This is a genomic window from Aliidiomarina halalkaliphila (assembly GCF_007096385.1).
Lineage (GTDB): Bacteria > Pseudomonadota > Gammaproteobacteria > Enterobacterales > Alteromonadaceae > Aliidiomarina > Aliidiomarina halalkaliphila.
Genome location: NZ_VJWL01000001.1, coordinates 284,854 through 305,434, shown reverse-complemented (window position 1 = coordinate 305,434; position 20,581 = coordinate 284,854). Strand labels below are relative to the sequence as shown.

General features: G+C 50.3%; 20 protein-coding genes. 6 read left to right on the top strand and 14 right to left on the bottom strand.

Annotation, left to right across the window (positions count from 1 at the left end; translation table 11 throughout):
• Nucleotides 1-37: 37 nt before the first annotated feature.
• Nucleotides 38-1,054: a sensor domain-containing diguanylate cyclase gene (locus FM042_RS01420; RefSeq protein ID WP_143233975.1), complete on the bottom strand. Its 1,017-nt coding sequence runs from the start codon at nucleotides 1,052-1,054 to the stop codon at nucleotides 38-40.
• Nucleotides 1,055-1,237: 183 nt separating this feature from the next.
• Complete coding sequence (locus FM042_RS01415) at nucleotides 1,238-1,804, bottom strand: DUF1415 domain-containing protein (RefSeq protein WP_143233974.1); 567 nt, start codon at nucleotides 1,802-1,804, stop codon at nucleotides 1,238-1,240.
• Between the two features lie 270 nt (nucleotides 1,805-2,074).
• Between FM042_RS01415 and FM042_RS01410 the strand changes: the two genes are divergently transcribed.
• The 3 genes from FM042_RS01410 (at nucleotide 2,075) to FM042_RS01400 (ending at nucleotide 5,928) form a co-directional block, all read left to right on the top strand.
• Complete coding sequence (locus FM042_RS01410; RefSeq protein ID WP_143233973.1) at nucleotides 2,075-5,197, top strand: YdbH domain-containing protein; 3,123 nt, start codon at nucleotides 2,075-2,077, stop codon at nucleotides 5,195-5,197.
• 95 nt (nucleotides 5,198-5,292) lie between these two features.
• Nucleotides 5,293-5,487, top strand: a complete 195-nt coding sequence (locus FM042_RS11890) for a YnbE family lipoprotein (protein ID WP_456298075.1) — start codon at nucleotides 5,293-5,295, stop codon at nucleotides 5,485-5,487.
• Nucleotides 5,488-5,502: 15 nt separating this feature from the next.
• Nucleotides 5,503-5,928 carry a YdbL family protein gene (locus FM042_RS01400; protein WP_143233971.1) on the top strand — a complete coding sequence of 142 codons (426 nt, stop codon included), beginning with the start codon at nucleotides 5,503-5,505 and terminating at the stop codon, nucleotides 5,926-5,928.
• A gap of 119 nt (nucleotides 5,929-6,047) precedes the next feature.
• On the opposite strand, the gene FM042_RS01395 is transcribed toward FM042_RS01400, so the two are convergent.
• From FM042_RS01395 to FM042_RS01375, 5 genes are read right to left on the bottom strand one after another with little or no spacing between them, the layout of a single operon-like run.
• Entirely contained in the window at nucleotides 6,048-6,812 is a 765-nt protein-coding gene (locus FM042_RS01395; protein ID WP_143233970.1) for an SDR family oxidoreductase, read from the bottom strand.
• A gap of 5 nt (nucleotides 6,813-6,817) precedes the next feature.
• Complete coding sequence (mmsB, locus tag FM042_RS01390; RefSeq protein ID WP_143233969.1) at nucleotides 6,818-7,711, bottom strand: 3-hydroxyisobutyrate dehydrogenase; 894 nt, start codon at nucleotides 7,709-7,711, stop codon at nucleotides 6,818-6,820.
• 10 nt (nucleotides 7,712-7,721) lie between these two features.
• Nucleotides 7,722-8,879 (bottom strand): enoyl-CoA hydratase/isomerase family protein, encoded by a 1,158-nt coding sequence (locus FM042_RS01385; protein WP_143233968.1) that lies wholly within the window; start codon nucleotides 8,877-8,879, stop codon nucleotides 7,722-7,724.
• 34 nt (nucleotides 8,880-8,913) lie between these two features.
• Entirely contained in the window at nucleotides 8,914-10,071 is a 1,158-nt protein-coding gene (locus FM042_RS01380) for an acyl-CoA dehydrogenase family protein (RefSeq protein ID WP_143233967.1), read from the bottom strand.
• Between the two features lie 16 nt (nucleotides 10,072-10,087).
• Nucleotides 10,088-11,590, bottom strand: a complete 1,503-nt coding sequence (locus FM042_RS01375) for a CoA-acylating methylmalonate-semialdehyde dehydrogenase (RefSeq protein WP_143233966.1) — start codon at nucleotides 11,588-11,590, stop codon at nucleotides 10,088-10,090.
• A 231-nt stretch (nucleotides 11,591-11,821) separates the two neighbouring features.
• Here FM042_RS01375 and FM042_RS01370 point away from each other — a divergent pair, with 231 nt between their 5' ends.
• A complete protein-coding gene (locus FM042_RS01370; RefSeq protein ID WP_143233965.1) occupies nucleotides 11,822-12,706 on the top strand; it encodes a helix-turn-helix transcriptional regulator in 885 nt (294 codons plus the stop codon).
• Between the two features lie 2 nt (nucleotides 12,707-12,708).
• Nucleotides 12,709-12,969 carry a DUF1289 domain-containing protein gene (locus FM042_RS01365; RefSeq protein ID WP_143233964.1) on the top strand — a complete coding sequence of 87 codons (261 nt, stop codon included), beginning with the start codon at nucleotides 12,709-12,711 and terminating at the stop codon, nucleotides 12,967-12,969.
• An 89-nt stretch (nucleotides 12,970-13,058) separates the two neighbouring features.
• Here the strand turns inward: FM042_RS01365 and glnS are convergent, their stop codons facing one another.
• The 5 genes from glnS to FM042_RS01340 form a co-directional block, all read right to left on the bottom strand.
• Nucleotides 13,059-14,732 (bottom strand): glutamine--tRNA ligase, encoded by a 1,674-nt coding sequence (gene glnS / locus FM042_RS01360; protein ID WP_143233963.1) that lies wholly within the window; start codon nucleotides 14,730-14,732, stop codon nucleotides 13,059-13,061.
• A gap of 66 nt (nucleotides 14,733-14,798) precedes the next feature.
• Entirely contained in the window at nucleotides 14,799-15,725 is a 927-nt protein-coding gene (locus tag FM042_RS01355; protein ID WP_143233962.1) for a 5-oxoprolinase subunit C family protein, read from the bottom strand.
• On the bottom strand, nucleotides 15,722-16,486 hold the full coding sequence (pxpB, locus tag FM042_RS01350) for a 5-oxoprolinase subunit PxpB (protein WP_143233961.1): 765 nt from the start codon (nucleotides 16,484-16,486) through the stop codon (nucleotides 15,722-15,724). The genes FM042_RS01355 and pxpB overlap by 4 nt, the downstream gene beginning before the upstream one ends.
• A complete protein-coding gene (locus FM042_RS01345) occupies nucleotides 16,483-17,250 on the bottom strand; it encodes a 5-oxoprolinase subunit PxpA (RefSeq protein WP_143233960.1) in 768 nt (255 codons plus the stop codon). Before FM042_RS01345 ends, pxpB begins: the two co-directional genes overlap by 4 nt.
• Nucleotides 17,240-17,686 carry a hypothetical protein gene (locus FM042_RS01340; RefSeq protein ID WP_143233959.1) on the bottom strand — a complete coding sequence of 149 codons (447 nt, stop codon included), beginning with the start codon at nucleotides 17,684-17,686 and terminating at the stop codon, nucleotides 17,240-17,242. The genes FM042_RS01345 and FM042_RS01340 overlap by 11 nt, the downstream gene beginning before the upstream one ends.
• 145 nt (nucleotides 17,687-17,831) lie before the next feature.
• On the opposite strand from FM042_RS01340, the gene FM042_RS01335 reads away from it, so the two are divergent.
• Nucleotides 17,832-18,752 carry a pirin family protein gene (locus FM042_RS01335; protein WP_143233958.1) on the top strand — a complete coding sequence of 307 codons (921 nt, stop codon included), beginning with the start codon at nucleotides 17,832-17,834 and terminating at the stop codon, nucleotides 18,750-18,752.
• Between the two features lie 5 nt (nucleotides 18,753-18,757).
• On the opposite strand, the gene FM042_RS01330 is transcribed toward FM042_RS01335, so the two are convergent.
• A complete protein-coding gene (locus FM042_RS01330; RefSeq protein WP_143233957.1) occupies nucleotides 18,758-19,696 on the bottom strand; it encodes an alpha/beta fold hydrolase in 939 nt (312 codons plus the stop codon).
• A gap of 58 nt (nucleotides 19,697-19,754) precedes the next feature.
• Nucleotides 19,755-20,567 carry a PhzF family phenazine biosynthesis protein gene (locus tag FM042_RS01325; protein WP_143233956.1) on the bottom strand — a complete coding sequence of 271 codons (813 nt, stop codon included), beginning with the start codon at nucleotides 20,565-20,567 and terminating at the stop codon, nucleotides 19,755-19,757.
• Nucleotides 20,568-20,581: the final 14 nt, after the last annotated feature.

Here is a 20,581-nt window from a genome sequence, read left to right as displayed (position 1 = left end):
GCTAGTGTATCAGGCTCACACAGCAAAACCCATGCTGCTAGTTCGCTTTTCCCTGACGTCGCTTCTTCTCGTCGTACATTTGCCGATCGGCCCGCTCTAGCACAGCCATATACTCCTCCTCTGCGGCCGCGAATACGGTACCTATGCTGGCTCCACCGTACTCGATCACAAAATCATCAATAGCATAGTCGCCGCTGATGGTCTCTTGCAAACGCTGTTTAAAAGCTGCTAGTTCATCGGTAGTAATGTTTGAAGGCCAACCTATCACCACAAATTCATCACCGCCCACGCGCGCTAAAACATCGCCTTCCCGCAAGGTCGTATTGAGCCGTTCACACACCTGAAGTAAAAAACGGTCCCCCGCATCGTGCCCAAAGGTATCGTTAATCTGTTTAAAATTATCTAGATCGATAAAAGCGATGTGGTAGGGTTGGTGCGTGCGTTTGAACACCGCATTTGCTCGTTTCAGCTCTTTCTCTAACCCACGTCTATTCAATACACCGGTCAGGGGGTCAAGCAGTGCTGATGCTGCAAAGGCCTTATTCTGTTCGTGTAACTGCGAAATAAGCTCCGAGCGCTGCAACTGCCAACCAATGATTTTGGCACACACACCTAATAAACGCAGGGCTTCTTGTGAAATTGGCTGTGCCTTGCGACTCACACCACACAAGGTGCCTACGATAGAGCCGTCCACACCCCTTACAGGCTCACTCATGTAAGTCATTAAACCGAGTTCACGGGCTGCATCGGAATCCCCCCATGTCGCAGCTACATCCTGAGTGACGGTACGTGCCTCTTCTAGTGACCGCTTACACAAGGTATCTCCCCACGGCACCTGCAGCCCCTCAGGGATCAAAGGCTCCTCATTTGCGTTCACGGCATACACAATTTCTTGTATCGATTCCTGATCATTAATTGAGGTTAAATAGGTCGACTCCAAACCGGTGATATCGGCGAGTAAGTCCAGTAACGGTCGCACAAAATTCTCCAGATCCGAACTATCCGCAGATTCTTGTTCAACAACCCGCGCCAGCGTATCCAGTAAACGTTGCATAAAATTAGATCCTCAACTTCGAAGAATTTACCCTCATTTCATTGTGTATACAGAGTACACAAATACAGTTCTAGCCACTGTTTTTGGGTTACGCTCATAATACAAACGGTATCCTATTGAGAAAGTCTTCGCAAAAACCTTCACCTTGTTACCTTTCCAAGAAGGTGACGACTCAGGACAGGATTAGGATTTTTCCGAATCAATTTCGATCAATAGATCACGGAAATACTGGGTACCTAGAGCACGTGCGTGGCGGATATTGCGCTCAGGAATATTCTCGGGGTCACGCCAATCAGCCAATGCTGTAGTCACGTCATCTTCGCGTAGAATATGCAATAGCGGATATGGGGATCGATTGGTAAAATTTGACGGATCCGATGCTTGCGTGCCGGCAAAAACATACTCCGGATGGAAGCTCGCCACTTGATAAATCCCTTCGTAATTCTCTTGAGCGAGCCAATGATCAGCATCGGCCACAAGATCGAGGTAATCGTAAAAGTCCTCACCCAAGTGATTGAGCACTAATAAACTGGTTGCCGTCTCTGAATGTTGATCTAAATAATCACACTCTGCCCGCAGTTCATGCAGCAATTGCTCAACATTGCGCGCGTCGAGCAAACGATAGCGAACGCGTTCGGCGCGTACTACAGGTTTCGCAAATGGACAAAAATTATGGGCAATTACAACGCGCTCAAGCCAACGCTGGGTTGCGATGAGTTTTTGGTCCTCGGTTTTTTCGGTAGTCAACATCCTGAGTCTTCTATATTAACAACTTCGTATGCTTAGTTTACCCTTTTTATTTCACTTGAACAGGCTATCCCGACGTGTCGTTGCTAAACTATGTAATAGATAACGATGGGTTCATCCCGAGCGAATAATTCCAAGGTGCAATCATAGCAAGTACATGGCATTAACCGCCGACACCTTTCGTGAGCAAACAAGGAACCGACTGATGACAATCATTGTCGTAAGGGAATACAGGATTAATCATCTAGCCATGCGGCTAGTCAAGGTGAGTTGATGGCAGCGCGGGTTCTTTTTCCATTTGTTGTGCGCGGCATTTTCATACTATGCATTCTGGCGCTAATCGCATTGGTTGGCTTGTGGTCACTGCGCTCGTGGGTCTACCAACAGCTAGAGGATGCGGGAATACACTCGGTTCAATATCAGATTGAACGTATCGGGGTTCGCCACATTCAGCTAGCCGATATATCCCTTGTCTACACGGATGCAGATCTCTCAATTCCGGTAACCGCAGAACAGATTCAACTTCACTGGTCGTGGACACGTGACAGACTTACCCCTGTGCCACACTTGCTGTCACTTGATGTTCAACATCCTCATATTACACTGCCATCGGCCTTATTCGCTGGGTCCGAGCAAACACCACCGGATACTGTCGCCGCTGCCTTGCCTGATGTACTGCAGGATAAGAACTGGATGCAACCGCTGCAGCAGATATCAGATCGGCTTGATCACTTCGACGGCGCACACTTTAAGCATACCCAAATCACCCTGCTACCAGACAACAGCAGCGATACTCTTTTTCATCTTTACATGTCGGTAACCCTTGAACGGGTTGACGCTTCGTCGCTGCAGATTGATTTGCACGTTCCTGAACAAACACACCTACCCGCCCTCAACAGTAGCCACGTCATAAGGTGGCATTGGCATCAAGATAAAGACGCGATGGTAAACTCTAAGCATAGGGTCACGGTGTACCATCTGACGCACTCTTTTCAAGGGCATATTCAACTAGATGCATACTATGCTCACGAGCGAGATGGTGCCTTAGATTCACTAGACTTTCAGGTGCAAAGTGCTCTTAATGCCGCGCCGCTACAGTATGCAATGGCGGCTTTCGCGGCACGTTACTCACAGATAACGCCACTAAATGCTTCGATACAGGCATTACCAACCCAAGCGAACAGCGAACTGATCGTTGCCAGCCAGGGCAACATTCGGGCGCAATCAGCGCTCGCACAATGGCCAATGGCTCTTCATGGCGAACTAGCACTTACGTTAACCAATAGCCCAGTCGGCACTTTTGCTGTCGAAACACAAATTGATCCGGCTCTGGCGAAGAACGACTCCGCAAACTCCGAACTGCGCGGAGACATCGTTATAACGCAACCAAGCCAAAAGCCATTAACCTTGGCGCAACTAAGACAAAAGTGGCATTGGTTTGCCGAGACGGTCCCACCGTTTCTTCCAACCACTGACCCAGAAGTTCGGGAGGAGCACATCCAACTTCCCAACGTTATGCAAGCCAACTGGCGCCTGCATTGGTCGCATCAACAGCAACAGTGGACGGGGCTACTGCAAGCATCCGGCACAGACTCTATGCGGCTAACCATTCCCGACTATGCCTCCAGCACCGTAGACTTAAAAGCCCAGGCCGTATTAACTGAGGAGCAACTCGACGATGTGCGTCTTGATCTCTCCGGACTACTCTTTGATTTAGACTACTTGCGACTGCAAGAGAATTTGCATTGGTCATTTCCAGAACTGGCGTGGACTTTCGTGCTAAGCAATAACGCGCCTATACAGCTGAGTAACGCTTTATCCGAGCCTTCACAATGGCAGGGGCGCTTTCATACACATTCGCAGGTGCTCGCCAACAGCCCACATGAACTCTCCATGGAGCTCCCGTTTCAGATCACCCTGAATCCGCACAGCGAACCCGAGCCTGATTCAACGCCGGAAGGATTTAGAATTGATGAAGTTGGTATTGCACTGCGTTGGCGACAAGCACGGATGGACATAGATGAAAGCTTTAGCGTGCGCTCACCTCAGCTCGAACTTGATGGCGTAATCCAACCACATGATTCACAGTGGCAATTGCGTTTAACTAAACCGCTGCGCTTAGATGGTGAGTTCGTCTATACCACTGATGCAGAACACGCTTTACGCACTCAGTTCCAATTTCAATACCAGAGCGACGCCATACTCTGGGGCGAGCAAGGCATCGTTACAGAAGGCCGCAGCGAACTTAACTTACCCCACTTGGTATATGAGCCTCTGATTCCCCAACAATGGCGCTGGCAAGCTGATACGCGTTTTGCTAGCGACCCCTTACGAATCACCCTCGAGCGCGGCGAACTTACCAGCAGCCACGGCTTGCGCTTGCATCATCAGGGCGTTATCGACCCGTCATCTCTGGTTATCGATTGGAATATCACAGACATTTTCTTTATCGCCGGAAATCCCATAGCGCGGGCTTGGGGCGAATGGCCCGAATTATTACAACTGCAACGGGGCCGACTGGCTGTATCTGGACGACTAACCGATGATTTTTCAGCCCATCAGCCCTCGTGGCTAGTGGAATCATCAATTCAGTTTATGGATGCAGTGGGAATCTACGACACCACCAGTTTCGGCGGTCTGAACGGCGACATACAACTTCGTATTGAACCAGAACAAATCCATGCCCATTCACCCAATTTGCGGGTATTACGCATTAACCAAGGTATTGACTTTGGCCCCTTCCTGCTGCGTGGAGGTTATCAAGCAAGCTACCAACAGTTAGAAGCCATGGCGTCCGCGGACAATATATTGCCCCATGGCACCGTCACCATTGATGAATCTGCACTGGGGCTCTTTGGTGGTATCGCCCGTGTGCAAAGTGGCACCTATGAACTATCCGGAAACCCTTTTATCCTGCCCATTGAGTTACATGAATTGGATTTGAATCAGCTCTTAACGCAATACCCCGCACCTGATCTTACAGGGACAGGTCGCTTTTCCGGCATGCTCCCCCTTCACTTTTCAGAACAAGGCATCAGTATTCATCGAGGCACCGTCGCTGCCATTCCACCAGGAGGGGTTCTCAACTATCGTTCAGAGCGAGCCACCGCCATTGGTCGCACGAACCCAGCGATGCGCATCCTTACCGACGCCTTCGATCACTTCGAATATGAACACCTTGATGGCGAAGTGATGTATCAAGAAGATGGGGCATTGGAACTTGTACTGCGATTACGCGGTCAAAATCCTCAGTTACCGGGCAGTCGACCGATCCATTTGAATCTTTCGTTGCAGGAAAACTTGCCGGCACTGATAACTGGCTTACAATTATCGAACAGAGTAAATGAAATTATTCATCAACGCGTGCAACAGAAGTTTTTGGAAACAGTACGTTAAAGGTGCCCAATGCACCTCGTCGAAACCAGTGAGGATTTATGGATAATATCCGGCAGCAACTGAGAAAGACCTCTCGCGGTCGTCGCGCTGCGTCTATACGGAGTACTGTACTCGGTGTATTTGGGCTAAGTATATTAGCCTTAACCACTGTTGGCTGCACTCCAACCGTGCGCGTGGCAACCCCCGAGCCGATCACGATTAATTTAAACGTGAAAATTGAACATGAAATTTACATTCGCGTTGCCCGTGAGCTCGATGAAATGTTTAGCGAATCAAGTGGTCTCTTTTAAACAAGGATTTGTCTTATGACTTTATTGTCAATAACAGCACGCATCAGTTTAGTCGGTCTATGCGTGACAGCCATACTAGGCAGCCCCGTGTTAGCGCAAAGCAATGCATTGGCCAATGCTCCTAAAATGGCGGCTGCAAGCCTTTTTATGTCGAGCAGCATTACCCTACAAGACGCCTCCAACCTAATTCGCGATTACAAAAATCGAGGATTAATTGGTGAAACCAAAACCGGTTATCTTGGCTTAGTGCGCGATGAAGAGTATGCCGCAGATGTGGTGCGCTTAATCAATGAGGTTCGCCGAGACGAATACGTGCGCTTAGCGACTGAGAACAATGTACCGGTTACTGAGATAGAAGCACTAGCGGGTCAACGTTCAATTCAACGAACCCAAAGCGGGCATTACATTGAAATCGATGGTGAGTGGGTACGCAAACCTTAATGCATTGAGTACGCGCAACTAAGTTTCATGGCGGTAATACCCTTAAATCAATCCGCATCAAACATGGATACCAGAAGCACCTGCAGGGAACCAAGGTTATCTGCAGGTGCTGGTGGATTTTACAGACGAACGCCGCCGTCGATTTCGATCACGCGGCCACTGAAAAAGTCGTTTTCAATGATAAAGCGCGCTGAATCTGCGACTTCCGTGGGCTGTCCCCAACGACGCAATGGCACCATCGATAATGCCCGCTCAATGGCTTCCGGCTTCATTTGCGCTGTCATTGGCGTTTCAATAAAGCCCGGAGCAATGGCACCGCAACGAATACCAAAGCGACCTAACTCACGTGCCCAAGTCACCGTCATGGCGACCACGCCTGCTTTCGTTGCTGCATAGTTGGTTTGACCGATATTGCCGGCGCGCGCCACGCTTGAGATATTAATGATCACGCCCTTGCGCCCACGCTTCGCCATCACCGCGGCCGCTTCCCGACCACACAAGAAAGTTCCTGTTAGATTTACGTCAATCACCGACTGCCATTGCTGTAACGGCATCTTGTGGGTGATTTCACCTTCTTTGCATTTAATCAGCATGCCATCACGCAAAATACCGGCGTTGTTAATCAAGACATCTAAACCACCAAAGTGCGCATCAATCTGAGCAAAGGCACCTTCAACCGCAGCTTCTTGGGTCACGTTCACGTTATAGGTTTGCACATCCCCCGCGCCTAGTTTAGAACAATGAGCAGCGGCGTCTTGCAGCATGTCATCATTCATATCGATTAAGGCTAAGCGCGCACCACGAGCCGCAAAGTCTTCAGCCATGGAACGTCCAAGGCCTTGTGCGCCTCCAGTAATAACAACGACCGCATCTTTAATTTGCATCGGTATTAGTTTCCTTTCTGGTCAAATAACTGAAAAATACTCGAGAAATCCTTGCTGCCGTTGCCCTGATCACTGTGTTGACGGAACAATTCAGCAGCTAGATTACCCATGGGCGTGGCGGATTGCGTATTGCCTGCAGTGCTCTGAGCAAGACCTAAATCTTTGATCATGAGATCAACTAAGAAGCCGCCCTGATAGTTATTACTCGAAGGAACCCCTTCCATCACGCCAGGACACGGATTATACACTTCCAAGGTCCAGTTCCGACCTGAACTTTGCAGCATAATATTGGATAGCACTTCCGGATCTAACCCTTGCGCACGACCTAAAGCCAAGGCTTCTGAGGTGCCTGCCATCAACACGGCGAGCAACATATTGTTGCAGATTTTCGCCACTTGACCTGCGCCATGACCACCGGCTTTAAATACGTTTTTCCCCATGCCTTCGAGAATAGGACGGGCTTCTTCAATATCGGCCGCTTCGCCGCCGCAAATAAAGGTTAAGGTGCCTGCTTTCGCGCCACCGACACCACCGGATACTGGCGCATCAATAAAGCGTAATCCCTGGCCAGTCAATTCACCGGCTAGTTCCCGTGCAGTTTCGGCAGAAATAGTGCTCGAATCAATAATCAAGGTACCTTTTTGGATCGCCCCAGCAATCCCCTGCTCACCGAAGTACAATGATTTCACATGCTTATCAGCAGGCAGCATGGAGACCACGTATTCAACGTTTTGCACGGCATCAGCTGCACTCGATGCTACGCTCGCACCAGCGGCTTCAAGCCGCTGTAACGCCTCAGCAGACAAATCGAATACATGTACATCGTGGCCAGCGTTGACCAAGTTGGTGGCCATCGGGCCACCCATATTACCTAATCCAATAAATCCAATACGCGCCATCTGGTGCTCCTTACACTAAGTCATTTAGCGGATGTTCGCCTTCGCCCCAAGGGGCAATAAACATGTCATCCAAGTCCTCTTGGCTCACCTCGGCAACCGCGCTGTGGGACCATTTGGGGTTCCGGTCCTTATCAATTAATAAGGCCCGCACACCCTCGGCGAAGTCCCCTTTCACGGCGCAGTTCACCGACAAGGTCAGCTCGAGGCGAAAGGCATCGGCTAAGGTTAATTCGGTGCCAAACTGTAATTGCTGCCAAACGATGTGCGCCGTCATTGGGCACCCCGCTTGTAATGTTTTCTGGGCACGGCTCAGTAGCGCATCGTCGGTTTCATAAGCAAGAAACTGCTCGGTCACGGCACTAATACCATCAGCGTCCATCAAGCCAGCAATTTCGTCTTTGCGGGCCGCGAGTTCGGCTACCGGCAATTCATCCTGTGCTAACGAACGTGAACTCAACGCATCACTTAACGTGGCCAGGTTGAGATCTTGGTCATCGGTCCAACTGGCGTTCACCAATGCCTGCTTCATGCTGTCTCGCCCAGCGCTTGGCAATGCATAATCCGCCATGCCCAAATACAAGGCATCCGCCCCATTGACTTGCGCTGCCGTCAAGCCGAGGAAAAGGCCCATTTTATCGGGTAATTGTCCGAGGAAATAAGTCGCACCGACATCCGGATACAGACCAATGCTGATTTCTGGCATCGCCAAGCGCGAACGCTCAGTGACAACCCGGTGGGAGGCCCCATTCATCAAGCCCATACCACCGCCCATCACAAATCCATCACCCCACACCACCATGGGTTTGCGGTAAGTTTGGATCAAATAGTCGAGGCGGTATTCCTTGCTAAAGAAACCGACCACTTCCGGTACGGCAGTATTCGGCATCGCTTTGATGGCTTGATACATCGCCACAATATCGCCACCAGCGCAAAAGGCTTTCTCCCCTGCACCTTCAAGCCATACACAGGCAATATTCGGGTCATCCTGCCATGCGATCAGCTGGGGATAAAGCAAGTTAATCATATCAAGGCTAAGCGCGTTCAATGAACGCTCTACGTTTAAACAAGCCACCCCAATTTTCTTGCCGCTTACCGTCTCCAATTCAGAAAACAACACCGCGTCTGGGTTTGCTACTGCATCGAGATCAATGTGCTGCGCTTGTCCCATGATCACTCCTTATCTCTGAAATTCTTCCTGCCGGTTATAGTAACTCTGCAGCGCCATCCGCTAACAAACGACGGGCGATGATTAACCGCATAATCTCGTTTGTTCCTTCAAGGATCTGATGAACGCGCACGTCACGAACATGTCGCTCAAGTGGATATTCCTTGATATAGCCATAACCGCCGTGGATTTGCAGCGCTTCGTTACATACCTGGAAGCCAATATCCGTCGCAAAGCGCTTTGCCATGGCACAGTACGTTGTTTTATCACTATCGTTCTGATCCACTTTAAAGGCAGCCAAACGCACCATCTGACGCGCCGCCACCAGTTCCGTGGCCATGTCCGCTAATTTGAATTGCATGGCTTGGAACGCCGCCAAGGGTTTTCCAAACTGGCTACGCTCATGCATATAGTCCCGCGCCGTATTCAGCGCCGCTTGGGCTGTACCCACCGAGCACACGGCGATATTGATACGACCACCGTCGAGACCCATCATGGCAAATTTAAAACCTTCGCCTTCGGCGCCTAGCAAATTTTGCGTTGGAATACGCACGTCCTCAAACGTGACCAAACGGGTGGGCTGTGCGTTCCAACCCATCTTCTCTTCTGCTTTGCCGTAGCTCACACCTTTGGCGTCCGCAGGTACTACAAATGCGGAGATTCCTCGGGCACCTTCGCCACCGGTCCGTGCCATCACCACCAACACGTCGGTTTCACCGGCACCAGAAATGAACATTTTAGAACCGTTCAAAACATAGCTATCGCCATCTTTCTTCGCACTTGTACGCAGGCTTGCAGCGTCGGAGCCAGCACCTGGCTCCGTTAAGCAGTAAGAACCCAGCTTTTCACCAGCCACCAGCTCCGGTACCCACTGGTCAATCACTTCCGGGGTAGCAAATGAGCCAATCATCCATGTCACCATGTTATGAATGGTCATCATCGCCGTGGTTGCGGTGCACCCCATGGCCAATTGCTCGAAAATTAAAGCAGAATCAAGCCGAGACATGCCAAAACCGCCGGCGCTTTCCGGCGTGTACATGCCCATAAAACCCATCTCGCCAGCCTTGCGGAACACCTCAATTGGAAAATAATGTTCCGCATCCCACTTGGCAGCATGAGGTGCCATTTCCTTTTCAGCAAAGGCACGGGCCGTGTCGACAAAAGCTTGTTGGTCATCCGTTAAATTAAAATTCACAATGAATCTCCCGCGATTACTGCAGCTTAATGGTCATATTCGGGCCGTTATCGATTTCACTTTCAGGCCAGCGTGCGGTAATCGTTTTTGTTTCTGTATAGAAACGAATCGCTTGCTTACCATAAGCATGCAAATCACCAAAGAACGAGTTTTTCCAACCGGTAAACGAGAAGAAAGGTAGTGGCACAGGAATTGGAATGTTAATCCCCACCTGACCAACTTCTACTTCGTGTTGGTACTTACGCGCGGCAGCGCCATTGGCGGTAAAGATGGAGGTACCGTTACCAAATGGATTCGCATTCACCAAGGCAATGGCTTCTTCCAGAGTTTCCACTTCCACTGCACACAACACAGGACCGAAGATCTCTTGCTGGTAAATGCTCATTTCTGGCGTGACTTTGCTAAAGAAGGTTGGCCCTACCCAGTTTCCATCAGGGAATCCTTCAACCACGCAATCTGTGCCATCAACCAAACACTCGGCGCCTTCTTTTTTGCCTTGGGCAATCATAGAAACCACGCGCTGTTTCGCTTGTGGGCTGATCAATGGGCCGTAAGCCGCATCTTTGTTATCCCACGCGCCCGGTGTCACTTTCGCCAATTGCTCAGCAAGCTCAGGAATCCACTCTTTCGATTTACCCACAAATACGGCTACTGAAATCGCCATACAGCGCTGACCAGCAGCACCCACAGAGGCACCAACCAAGTTGTTAATCACGGTTTGCTTGTTCGAGTCAGGCATAATCACGCTGTGGTTTTTTGCACCTGCGAAGGCTTGCACCCGCTTTAGATGTTCAGTACCCGTGCGGTAAATATACTCAGCAACCGGCACCGAACCCACAAAGGATAATGCTTTCACCTCAGGATCACGTAGCAACAAATCAACTTGCTCTTTCCCACCATGGATCATCTGTAACACACCTTTTGGCGCACCGGCTTCTTCAAACAACTCAACTAAACGCGTTGGTGTCAGTGGATCTTGCTCAGACGGCTTCAAAATAAAGGTGTTACCGCACGCGATCGCCATAGGGAACATCCACAATGGAATCATGGCAGGGAAGTTAAATGGAGTAATCCCTGCGCACACACCCAAAGGCTGCACATAACTGTAGGTATCGATACCCCGTGCTACGTTCTCGGCGGTTTCACCCATCATTAACGCAGGGATATTCGCGGCTTGCTCAACCACTTCGATACCGCGCCAAACATCGCCTTTGGCGTCGTCAAAGGTTTTCCCAGTTTCTTTCGAGAGAATGGTCGCGATTTCATCGTGATGCTCTTTTAGCAATGCCTGATAACGCATCATCACTCGCGCCCGCTCTGGCACTGGCACTTCACGCCAGGTTTTAAATGCCGCTTTGGCACTAGCAATGGCTCGCTCTACCTCGGCACGTGTGGCGCAAGGTGCTTCCGCGATCACTTCTTGCGTCGCTGGATTGGTGACTGGAATATATTTTGTGGTTTCAGATTCCACAAACTCGCCATCGATGAACAATTTCACTTTCAAATTTTGCGTGCTCATTACTTCCTCTCAGGGAGCCTTACAAACCTAGTGGCTCCAGTTATTCAATTTAGGGTGTCTGAACCCGTGCCCTGCACGCCCCTCGTGAAGGAGACATACTGGTCACCAGTTCTCATAAAATAGTGTTGTTTTATGCTGTATTGCATTAGAGCAAAGCTCGCTGCACTTTAGAATCGATAAAATTGCCTGTATGATGGACAATATTGCTTTTTACGACGAGTGTCATGAGTTATGAGTCAACCGTCAAATTGGCCACTTCCGGCAGGCAGTTCGCGCTTACTGCTGCCCCGTAATATAACACGTCAGCTGGCACAACACCCTCTCAGCCACGAGTTATATCCGGTGGCCTATGGTCATTACTTAGATGCGCGCGATCATCGTGTGCGTCGAACCATTCATACGGATCATTTGTTGATATTTTGCCATGCGGGCCGCGGATTTTATCGCACAGATGAACATCAAGGCGTGATCGGTGCAGGACAAGTGTTGTTTCTGCCAAAAGGGGTATCTCATAGCTATCATAGTGACCCTGAGCAGCCCTGGAGTATCTACTGGACCCACTTCGCCGGTGAGCAAACCGACCGATTCATGGACTATATTGGGATTCGCCCGGATATGCAGAACGCACCTGTGATTTCCTTACGGCGCTGGCAAGCACTATTGCCAGATGTCACCGAGTTGCTCAATTTACAACATCAACGCCTGACCTTTGAGCGGGCCATGCTCGCAGCATCCTTATTACGTAAACTACTCACGCAACTGCCACTGCTCAGCACCGACCCCGATAAAAGCGATACCGGTTTTAACCTCACCACCCTTGACCGCTTTATGCGCGATAACAGCCATCGCCAACTTGAACTTGATGATTTTGCAGCATTTACCGGACTTTCCCGCTATTATTTCAGTAAGCGATTTCGTGAATTAACAGGCACACCCCCGATTCGCTACTTTAATGAGATGAAGATGCAAGCAGCGCGTAAAATGCTCGAAGAAACCCATCATAGTGTGCGCCAAGTGGCGCTCGCCTTTGGTTTTGACGATCCCTACTATTTCTCGCGCTTGTTTAAGAAAGTCGTGGGTCTGTCCCCTCAACATTACCGGGAGGCGTTGCACTGATTATGGCAACCAATCAACTGGAAATGTTTGAACTTCCCAATCCCTGCATCGGCGTGTGCGAATCAGGGCCCCGGGGCTATTGCCTCGGTTGTTTGCGTTCCCGGGAAGAGCGCTTTAATTGGCATGATAAGCCCGAAGCCGAACGATCACGCATACTGCGCTTACTTGCCGACCGACAAAAACGTAAAGAAGCCTTCTTGCGCCAACAAGCCAAGCAAGAGCGGGAAGAAAGCCAAGGCCCTTCACAGTTGGATTTGCTATAAAAAAAGCGTGATGGGAATCATCACGCTTTTTACTTCATTCATTCGATTACCGACGCTATCTGGCGAACGACAAGGTGGCGCTGCGGAAGTTAATCGTCGCCACTCATCTTCGCCCATGAGTCGCGCAAACCAACCGTACGGTTAAACACCATATGCTCAGGCTGACTATCCCGATTATCAACGCAAAAATAGCCCGTGCGTTCGAATTGGAACCCTTGCTCGGCCTTTGCTGCAGCCAATGATGGCTCTACAAACCCTTGCTTCACAATCAATGACTCAGGGTTGATGGCTTCATCTAAAGTATCCGCGGCGCCTGGATTTGGTACGCTAAACAAACGATCATATAACCGGATCTCCGCAGGCAATGCGTGAGCGGCAGATACCCAGTGAATAACCCCTTTCACCTTGCGGCCATCAGCCGGGTCTTTACCTAAGGTATCCGCATCATAGCTACAGAAAATCGTGGTGATCGCGCCGTTAGCGTCTTTTTCTACCCGTTCAGCTTTAATCACGTAGGCATTGCGCAAGCGCACTTCTTTGCCCAACACCAAACGCTTAAACTTTTTATTGGCTTCTTCACGGAAATCTTCCCGCTCAATATACAGCTCACCGCTAAATGGCACGTCGCGAGTGCCGAGCTCGTCCCGGTTCGGGTGATTCGGAGCCTGCAGGATTTCACTTTCGCCTGCGGGATAGTTTTCAATGACAAGTTTTACCGGATCCAACACCGCCATCGCCCGTGGTGCATTCTCGTTCAGATCGTCGCGAATACAGGATTCTAAAATTCCCATTTCCACCATGTTGTCCATTTTGGTCACGCCAATGCGATGGGCAAATTCACGAATTGAGCCCGGGGTGTAACCGCGCCGACGTAATCCCGCAATAGTCGGCATGCGCGGGTCATCCCAGCCACTCACATGGCCTTCAGTGACCAACAGGTTTAGCTTACGTTTACTCATCACCGTATATTCAAGATTCAGGCGCGAGAATTCGATTTGCTGGGGGTGACAAGGAATCGTAATGTTATCTAGGATCCAATCATATAACCGACGGTTATCTTGGAACTCGAGTGTACACAAGGAATGAGTAATTCCTTCCAACGCATCAGAAATACAATGGGTAAAATCGTACATGGGATATACGCACCACTGATCACCGGTTTGATGATGGTGAACGTGGCGAATACGATAAATCACCGGATCCCGCATACACATAAAGGGCGACGCCATATCAATCTTGGCGCGCAATGAACAATGCCCTTCGGGATAATCGCCCGCGGTCATCTTGGCAAACTCCGCCAAATTAGTGGCCACATCCGTATCTCGGTACGGACTATTCACGCCTGGCTCGGTTAAGGTGCCGCGCAGGGAGCGGATGTCGTCTTGAGAATTAAAGTCGACATAGGCTAAGCCTTTTTCGATTAACTCGATGGCAAAACCATGTAAGGCGGCAAAGTAATCGGAAGAATAGCGCTCTTTGCCACCCCACTCGTAGCCTAACCAACGCACGTCATCTTTGATGGCGCTCACATACTCTTGGCTTTCTTTGAGCGGATTCGTATCGTCAAAACGTAAATTACAGGTACCTTGATAGTCTTCAGCAATCCCGAAATTCAATACAATCGACTTGGCATGACCAATATGCAGATACCCGTTAGGCTCCGGCGGAAAGCGTGTGTGTACACTCTGGTGCTTTCCTGAATGCAAATCCTGATCGATGATCTTGCGGATAAAGTTGGTCGGACGCGAGGCGCTTTCGGCCATTAACATACTCTCCGTAAATTACTTATGCTGCGAAATGAGCGCTATGATCGCAATTAAACGTCTTGCTTACAAGCCGAAAAAACGAAGATAACGTCGCATTTGTTGTTGTGCTTCGGCAAGATGAATGGGTTTAAATCGAATTTTTGCCCCCGGCGCACATTGTGCTAACTGAAAACCATCTAGCGGTAAGATATTTCCTAGTTTCGGATAACCACCTAGGGTTTGCCGATCGTCCAACATAATAATAGGTTGGCCACTGGCGGGCACCTGCACTGCCCCGTAACTAACCCCTTCTGATAAGAACTCTTGGTCCGGCACCGGTATCGGTTCGCCGGTCAAACGGGCCCCCATTCGATTACTGTCATTGGAAAGGGTAAATTCTTGTTGAAACACCTGTTTCCATGCCGCCTTTGAAAACGCTTGCTGCTGATAGCCGGGCAATAGATGCAAGGTGATCTGCTTACCTAACTGGGGAAGATAGTTCTGTGGAATTTGCCGCGAAATACCTTCTTCAGAGAGATGTTTACAGGGTAAATAATCGTCTTCTTGCACGGGTCGACCATTGCCATGCACACCCCCTAAACGATCCCGAACCACGGTTGCACGACTACCCAATACAGGTTCTGTTAAGAAACCGCCACTTACCGCTAAGTAGGCCCTAAAGCCGTAACGAGGCGTGCCAAACTTTAATCGGTCCCCTTGTCGTACCCAAAAACTACGCCAAGGCACTTGCGGCTCGCCATTGATGGTGAGATTTAAATCGCCGCCGGCGATAGCCACCATGGTTTGGGTCTGAGCTTCCATCTCCAAGCCACCTGCGGTGATCTCTAATACCGCGGCATTAGGTTCGTTATCGAGCAAGCGATTCGCCCAATAGGCCGAGCGCGCATCAAGAGGTCCACCACGGGTCACACCAAGGTGTTGAAAACCCAAGCGTCCGGTATCTTGTACCAGCGTAAGAATGCCGCCTTTAAGTACACGAAAGCCTGTCATTTTTTAATCCCCGCCTGCTTGCCATCATGCTCTGCACGTAAGCTCTCATAGGTATCAAAATCAATCGAATAGAAGCGAATACGATCACCCACTTGTACCGGTGTCATTGGGTCCTTGTCTGCCCGAAACCAGACAAAGGGACTCGCACCAATAAGATGCCAACCACCAGGTGATTCCAACGGATACACCGCCGTTTGCTGACCTGCAATACCCACAGCACCGGCTGGAACGTGGGTTCGTGGGTTCTTCATACGTGGCAGTTGCAGTTGCTCATCTAACGCACCTAAATAGGCAAATCCGGGGGCAAAGCCCAACGCATACACCTGATAGTCGCGCCCTTTATGAAGGGCAATGATGTTCTCTGCAGATAATTTTGTAAGGGCCATGACCGCGTCCAGATCGGGGGCACAGCGCGGGTCATAACATACCGGGACTTCCACTAACTGCCCCGGCGCATTGTCGTCTGTCGACCAGGGGCTACACAACCAAGGCACATCATTACTCAACTGCTCTAAGGCCTGTTCCAGATCAAAAGTACGTACGGCTCTTGGTTCGTAATACACTAATAAACTGGAGTATGCGGGCACCACTTCGTGCACCACATCGCCAAGTTCACTTAAAATCCGCTGTCTTAACTGCGCCAAAAATCCGGGTAAACAGGGATCCATGGTTTGCCCAAACTGCATCAGCAGCGCATCCACGCCAGCGGCAGCGAAACTCAAATCGGGGCGATCGGTTAACGGGTTTGATTCAGAACTCATGACGCGTTTCCTGTTGTCATATTCGCGTCTAAGGCGCGCCGAATTTTCTGTACCGCGGCAAGGGCCGACGGTGTGTCACCATGCACACAGAGCGTATCTGCCCGCAATGAAATTGTCTGGCCGTCAATGGCGGTGACAGTCCCCTTCTGAGCAATTTGCATGGCCTGGGTAAGCATGGCCTCTGCATCCGCTAACACAGCGCCAGGTTGCGAACGCGGCAGCAACATGCCGTTGGCTTGATAGGCACGATCCGCAAAGGCTTCATACCATAAAGTAATGCCTGCCTTGTCTGCCATCGATTGCCAATGCGTCGGGTTTGGGTGGGCCAAAATAACTAAGGGCAATGTAGCGTCGAAATCGCGCACCGCCTTGAGGACACCGCTAAAGGTATCATCATTCTTCAGCATGTCGTGATACAACGCCCCGTGTGGCTTCACATAGCGAATTTCTGTGTTGTGTTGCTTACAAAATGCCGATAATGCGCCCAATTGATAAAGTACTGTGGCCGTCACTTCCGCAGCGCTTAACGCCATCGAACGGCGACCAAATCCCACCAAGTCAGGGTATGCAGGATGCGCCCCAACCCACACCTGATGTTGGGCTGCCAATGCCACCGTGGTGGCCATCACCAAGGGATCGCCGCCATGAAATCCACAGGCAATATTGGCACAATCAATCAAGGGCATCATTTCAGCATCATTGCCCATGGTCCAAGCGCCAAAGCTTTCCCCAAGGTCACAATTTAAACGCAACTTAGTTGTCATCCTTTGTTTTCCGCTTCGCGGACGCCTCCACTTTGCTGGCAAAACGAACTTGCATGGCAAAAAATGCAAAAATACCCAAACCTAATACGGCTAACCACATGGTTGGCCACGCCAGATACCACACCCGATGTTCAAAATAGATGGCCAATGAACCTACCGCGCCAAAGGTCATGAGCGCAGTGCTGGCCCACACCCCATATTCGGAAACTTTCTGCACCCAATCAAGGCGGAGCAACCCAGCTAGCGCACCTAATAAAATGCCCCACGCAAGAGGCGCAAACACAGCGTACCAACTGAGTCCGCTGGCACGGATAAAGGACAATAAATCTTGGGCATCTGAGAGAAGGAATATCAGCCCCACGGGTGCTGTCACCAACGCAATGACGCGCTGAATCTGCGGTCTTAACGTCTGTCCTGACTGCGAATTCTTTGCCATAAATAATTCCAATTTCATGAAAAATCACCCATGATGATGCCAGATACCCAATGGGAAAGAAACCAGACCAATGTCGTAGTCTACGCCCTGCTTTGAATGGTGTAACGCACTGCCACATTACACAATTGTGAAGCCGGAGGAATCAATGAGTACTCAGGATAAACAGATCACCTGTGCCCCAGAGCAAAGTAAAGGCCGCCATCTTGCCAGCAAGCAAAGTGAGCTAACACCCGTGCTCAAAGTGGCGAGAATTCTCCCTCAGCGGCAGCAACGCATGATCGGTCCATTTTGCTTTCTCGACCATTTCGGCCCCACCCCTACCGACAAAACGTTGGAGTTCGACATACCACCGCACCCACATATCGGACTGCAAACGTTATCCTGGTTGTGGTCGGGCACCATCTTGCATCTCGATAGCTTAGGCTACGAGCAATGGTTGCGCCCGGGCGAAGTGAATTTAATGACCTCTGGTAACGGCCTATGCCATGCAGAAGTAATTCCCGCAGGCCGCCAATCCAACGAATCCTTGCATGGCATTCAACTCTGGATTGCCCTACCGCCCGACGACATGGACTGTGAGCCCGAATTTGTTCATACCGAGGAATTACCCAGCATTCAATTTGGGGATTTCCAAGGCACTCTTATATTAGGGGCCATGGGCGAACATCTATCGGCCGTGCCCACCCGTTCTCCCGCAGTGGCCTTTGAGTTAGACGGTGATGGTACCTGTGACCTTAACCTCAATCCCAACTTTGAATATCTGCTTTATGTTGCCAAAGGCGACATCAGCATCCGAGACGAAGCCATTAAAACACATGAAGGTTACGTTATTGGGCCCGGTGAAACGGCTGTGGAATTTTCCGGTGCCGGAAAGGTTTTTATTATCGGTGGTAAACCCTTCCCGCAACCGGTGAAGATGTTTTGGAATTTCGTGGCCATGGATCAAGATACATTAAAACAGGCAGCACGAGAGTGGAATGCCGAAGATCCGCGCTTCGGCACTGTCAGCCAGTATACTCAGTATGGTCAAGGACCTGCACGATTGCGCAGCCCCACGTGGGATTAACTCACCTAAAGTACGCGTCCTAGAAACCGGACCAAGGCATAGTTTACTTCGTCCGGTTGTTCTAAATGCGGCGTGTGACCTGCCCCGTCTACACTTAAAAAATTTGCCACATGGGCGTCTTCAATGACCCCTTCGTGTTGACGGTAGGGCACGATATTGTCGTGGGTTCCCCAAATCAACATCACCGGCATACCATTAGCCTTGGTGGCTCGGTAACGCGCCGGATGATCCTCTGTGGTAAAGGCATAGAACGACGAGGTAAGCGCACGGGTAAAGCCTCGAAAGCGCATTTGCGCCTCATACGCAGCCTTCATTGTGGCTTGTTGTTCAGGGCGCAAATAATCCGCCGATAAACTCTCACGCAACCCCGGCACATAGAATCCGGAGATCATGTAGTGGCCTATGCGTTCCGGCATGGGAGGCGGTTGTAACGGCTGATACAAAGGTGCGATCAGCGCCGCCGCTTTAATCCGTTCAGGATGCAAAGCCGCCGCATGCATAGTCACCGCTCCGCCCATTGATAATCCCACCAATTGCACCGGCTCAACAACGCCTAACGCATCAAGTAGCTCGATCAGTTGGGTTACAAATAACTGGTGATTATATTGCGCCTCAGGTCGATCAGAATAGCCACGACCATAGAGATCATAACGAATCACGCGAAAACCCGCTTCGGCCAGTGCTGCGTCTGTATCACCCCAAACTTCCGAGGGAATACTAAAGCCATGAATCAACACCACCACAGGACCATCCGCTGGGCCCGATACGTGATAGTGGGTAAATCCCTGGCTCAGTTCTACGAATTGACCTGGGGCTTTAGCGCGATGTTCGCTATTTAAGTGATAGGATTCTTCAAAGTGTTTGAAGTGAGAATAGAATACAAATACAAGTACCGCGATCAATAATGCGATGATGGTAAAGCCAAACCAGCGAAGAGCTCTCATGGGTGTCTATCTCGTTTCAGGTCATCTCCGCAGCGCGCCTGCGGGCGTTTGCTTGCGATTAAAATACAATTTCGTCGGGAACGCTAATCATACCTTCACAAAAGTCTGCAGCTTGACCGATTAACTTAACCCGTTGAGCAGAACCTACACCAGGAGTAACTTCACAGCCAAGCGCCCCACCTCGACGGGACAACTGTTTTGCCTGCAACTGCTGCTTTTGTAGTTGATCTGCCCACAAGGGCGCTAGTTCACAATGGGCGGAACCGGTCACGGGATCTTCGTTCACACGTAATTTCGGAAAAAAGCAGCGACTGACGAAATCGCAATGATCTCCAGGTGCGGTGATCAATACACCACGACCATCCAATTCGCATAGCATTGCAAAATCAGGTGTAACTGCCCTTACCGCCGCTTCAGATTCCAACACCACCACATAATCGTAGGCCGCATAAACAGCTTTTGGCGCCACCCCCAACCCCTGCATCAGGGCCTGCGGTGGTTCCACAGTTTCTGGCATGGACGCGGGGAAATCCATGCAATAACCTTGGTCGTGACGTTGTACCCGCAACTCACCACTGCGTGTATAAAAACAAATCTCCTGCTCAGGGTAGTTCAAGTGCGCGAAAATAACATGGGCGGTGGCTAAAGTGGCGTGGCCACATAAATCCACTTCAGCTTCAGGGGTAAACCAGCGTAAGCGAAAACCCGCGCCTTCAGGAACAAAAAATGCGGTTTCTGACAGGTTATTCTCGTCGGCGATAGCTTGTAATAGTCCATCTTCCGGCCATGCGCCCAGCGGACACACCGCTGCCGGATTACCACCAAATACACGATCCGTGAACGCATCTACTTGATAAAGCTTTATGTCCATCGATTCCTCAACAT

Coding starts and splice junctions, on each gene's coding strand:
- FM042_RS01420 (WP_143233975.1), bottom strand. CDS start 1,054: ATGCAACGTTTACTGGATACGCTGGCGCGGGTTGTTGAACAAGAATCT.
- FM042_RS01415 (WP_143233974.1), bottom strand. CDS start 1,804: ATGTTGACTACCGAAAAAACCGAGGACCAAAAACTCATCGCAACCCAG.
- FM042_RS01410 (WP_143233973.1), top strand. CDS start 2,075: ATGGCAGCGCGGGTTCTTTTTCCATTTGTTGTGCGCGGCATTTTCATA.
- FM042_RS01400 (WP_143233971.1), top strand. CDS start 5,503: ATGACTTTATTGTCAATAACAGCACGCATCAGTTTAGTCGGTCTATGC.
- FM042_RS01395 (WP_143233970.1), bottom strand. CDS start 6,812: ATGCAAATTAAAGATGCGGTCGTTGTTATTACTGGAGGCGCACAAGGC.
- mmsB (WP_143233969.1), bottom strand. CDS start 7,711: ATGGCGCGTATTGGATTTATTGGATTAGGTAATATGGGTGGCCCGATG.
- FM042_RS01385 (WP_143233968.1), bottom strand. CDS start 8,879: ATGGGACAAGCGCAGCACATTGATCTCGATGCAGTAGCAAACCCAGAC.
- FM042_RS01375 (WP_143233966.1), bottom strand. CDS start 11,590: ATGAGCACGCAAAATTTGAAAGTGAAATTGTTCATCGATGGCGAGTTT.
- FM042_RS01370 (WP_143233965.1), top strand. CDS start 11,822: ATGAGTCAACCGTCAAATTGGCCACTTCCGGCAGGCAGTTCGCGCTTA.
- FM042_RS01365 (WP_143233964.1), top strand. CDS start 12,709: ATGGCAACCAATCAACTGGAAATGTTTGAACTTCCCAATCCCTGCATC.
- glnS (WP_143233963.1), bottom strand. CDS start 14,732: ATGGCCGAAAGCGCCTCGCGTCCGACCAACTTTATCCGCAAGATCATC.
- FM042_RS01355 (WP_143233962.1), bottom strand. CDS start 15,725: ATGACAGGCTTTCGTGTACTTAAAGGCGGCATTCTTACGCTGGTACAA.
- pxpB (WP_143233961.1), bottom strand. CDS start 16,486: ATGAGTTCTGAATCAAACCCGTTAACCGATCGCCCCGATTTGAGTTTC.
- FM042_RS01345 (WP_143233960.1), bottom strand. CDS start 17,250: ATGACAACTAAGTTGCGTTTAAATTGTGACCTTGGGGAAAGCTTTGGC.
- FM042_RS01340 (WP_143233959.1), bottom strand. CDS start 17,686: ATGGCAAAGAATTCGCAGTCAGGACAGACGTTAAGACCGCAGATTCAG.
- FM042_RS01335 (WP_143233958.1), top strand. CDS start 17,832: ATGAGTACTCAGGATAAACAGATCACCTGTGCCCCAGAGCAAAGTAAA.
- FM042_RS01330 (WP_143233957.1), bottom strand. CDS start 19,696: ATGAGAGCTCTTCGCTGGTTTGGCTTTACCATCATCGCATTATTGATC.
- FM042_RS01325 (WP_143233956.1), bottom strand. CDS start 20,567: ATGGACATAAAGCTTTATCAAGTAGATGCGTTCACGGATCGTGTATTT.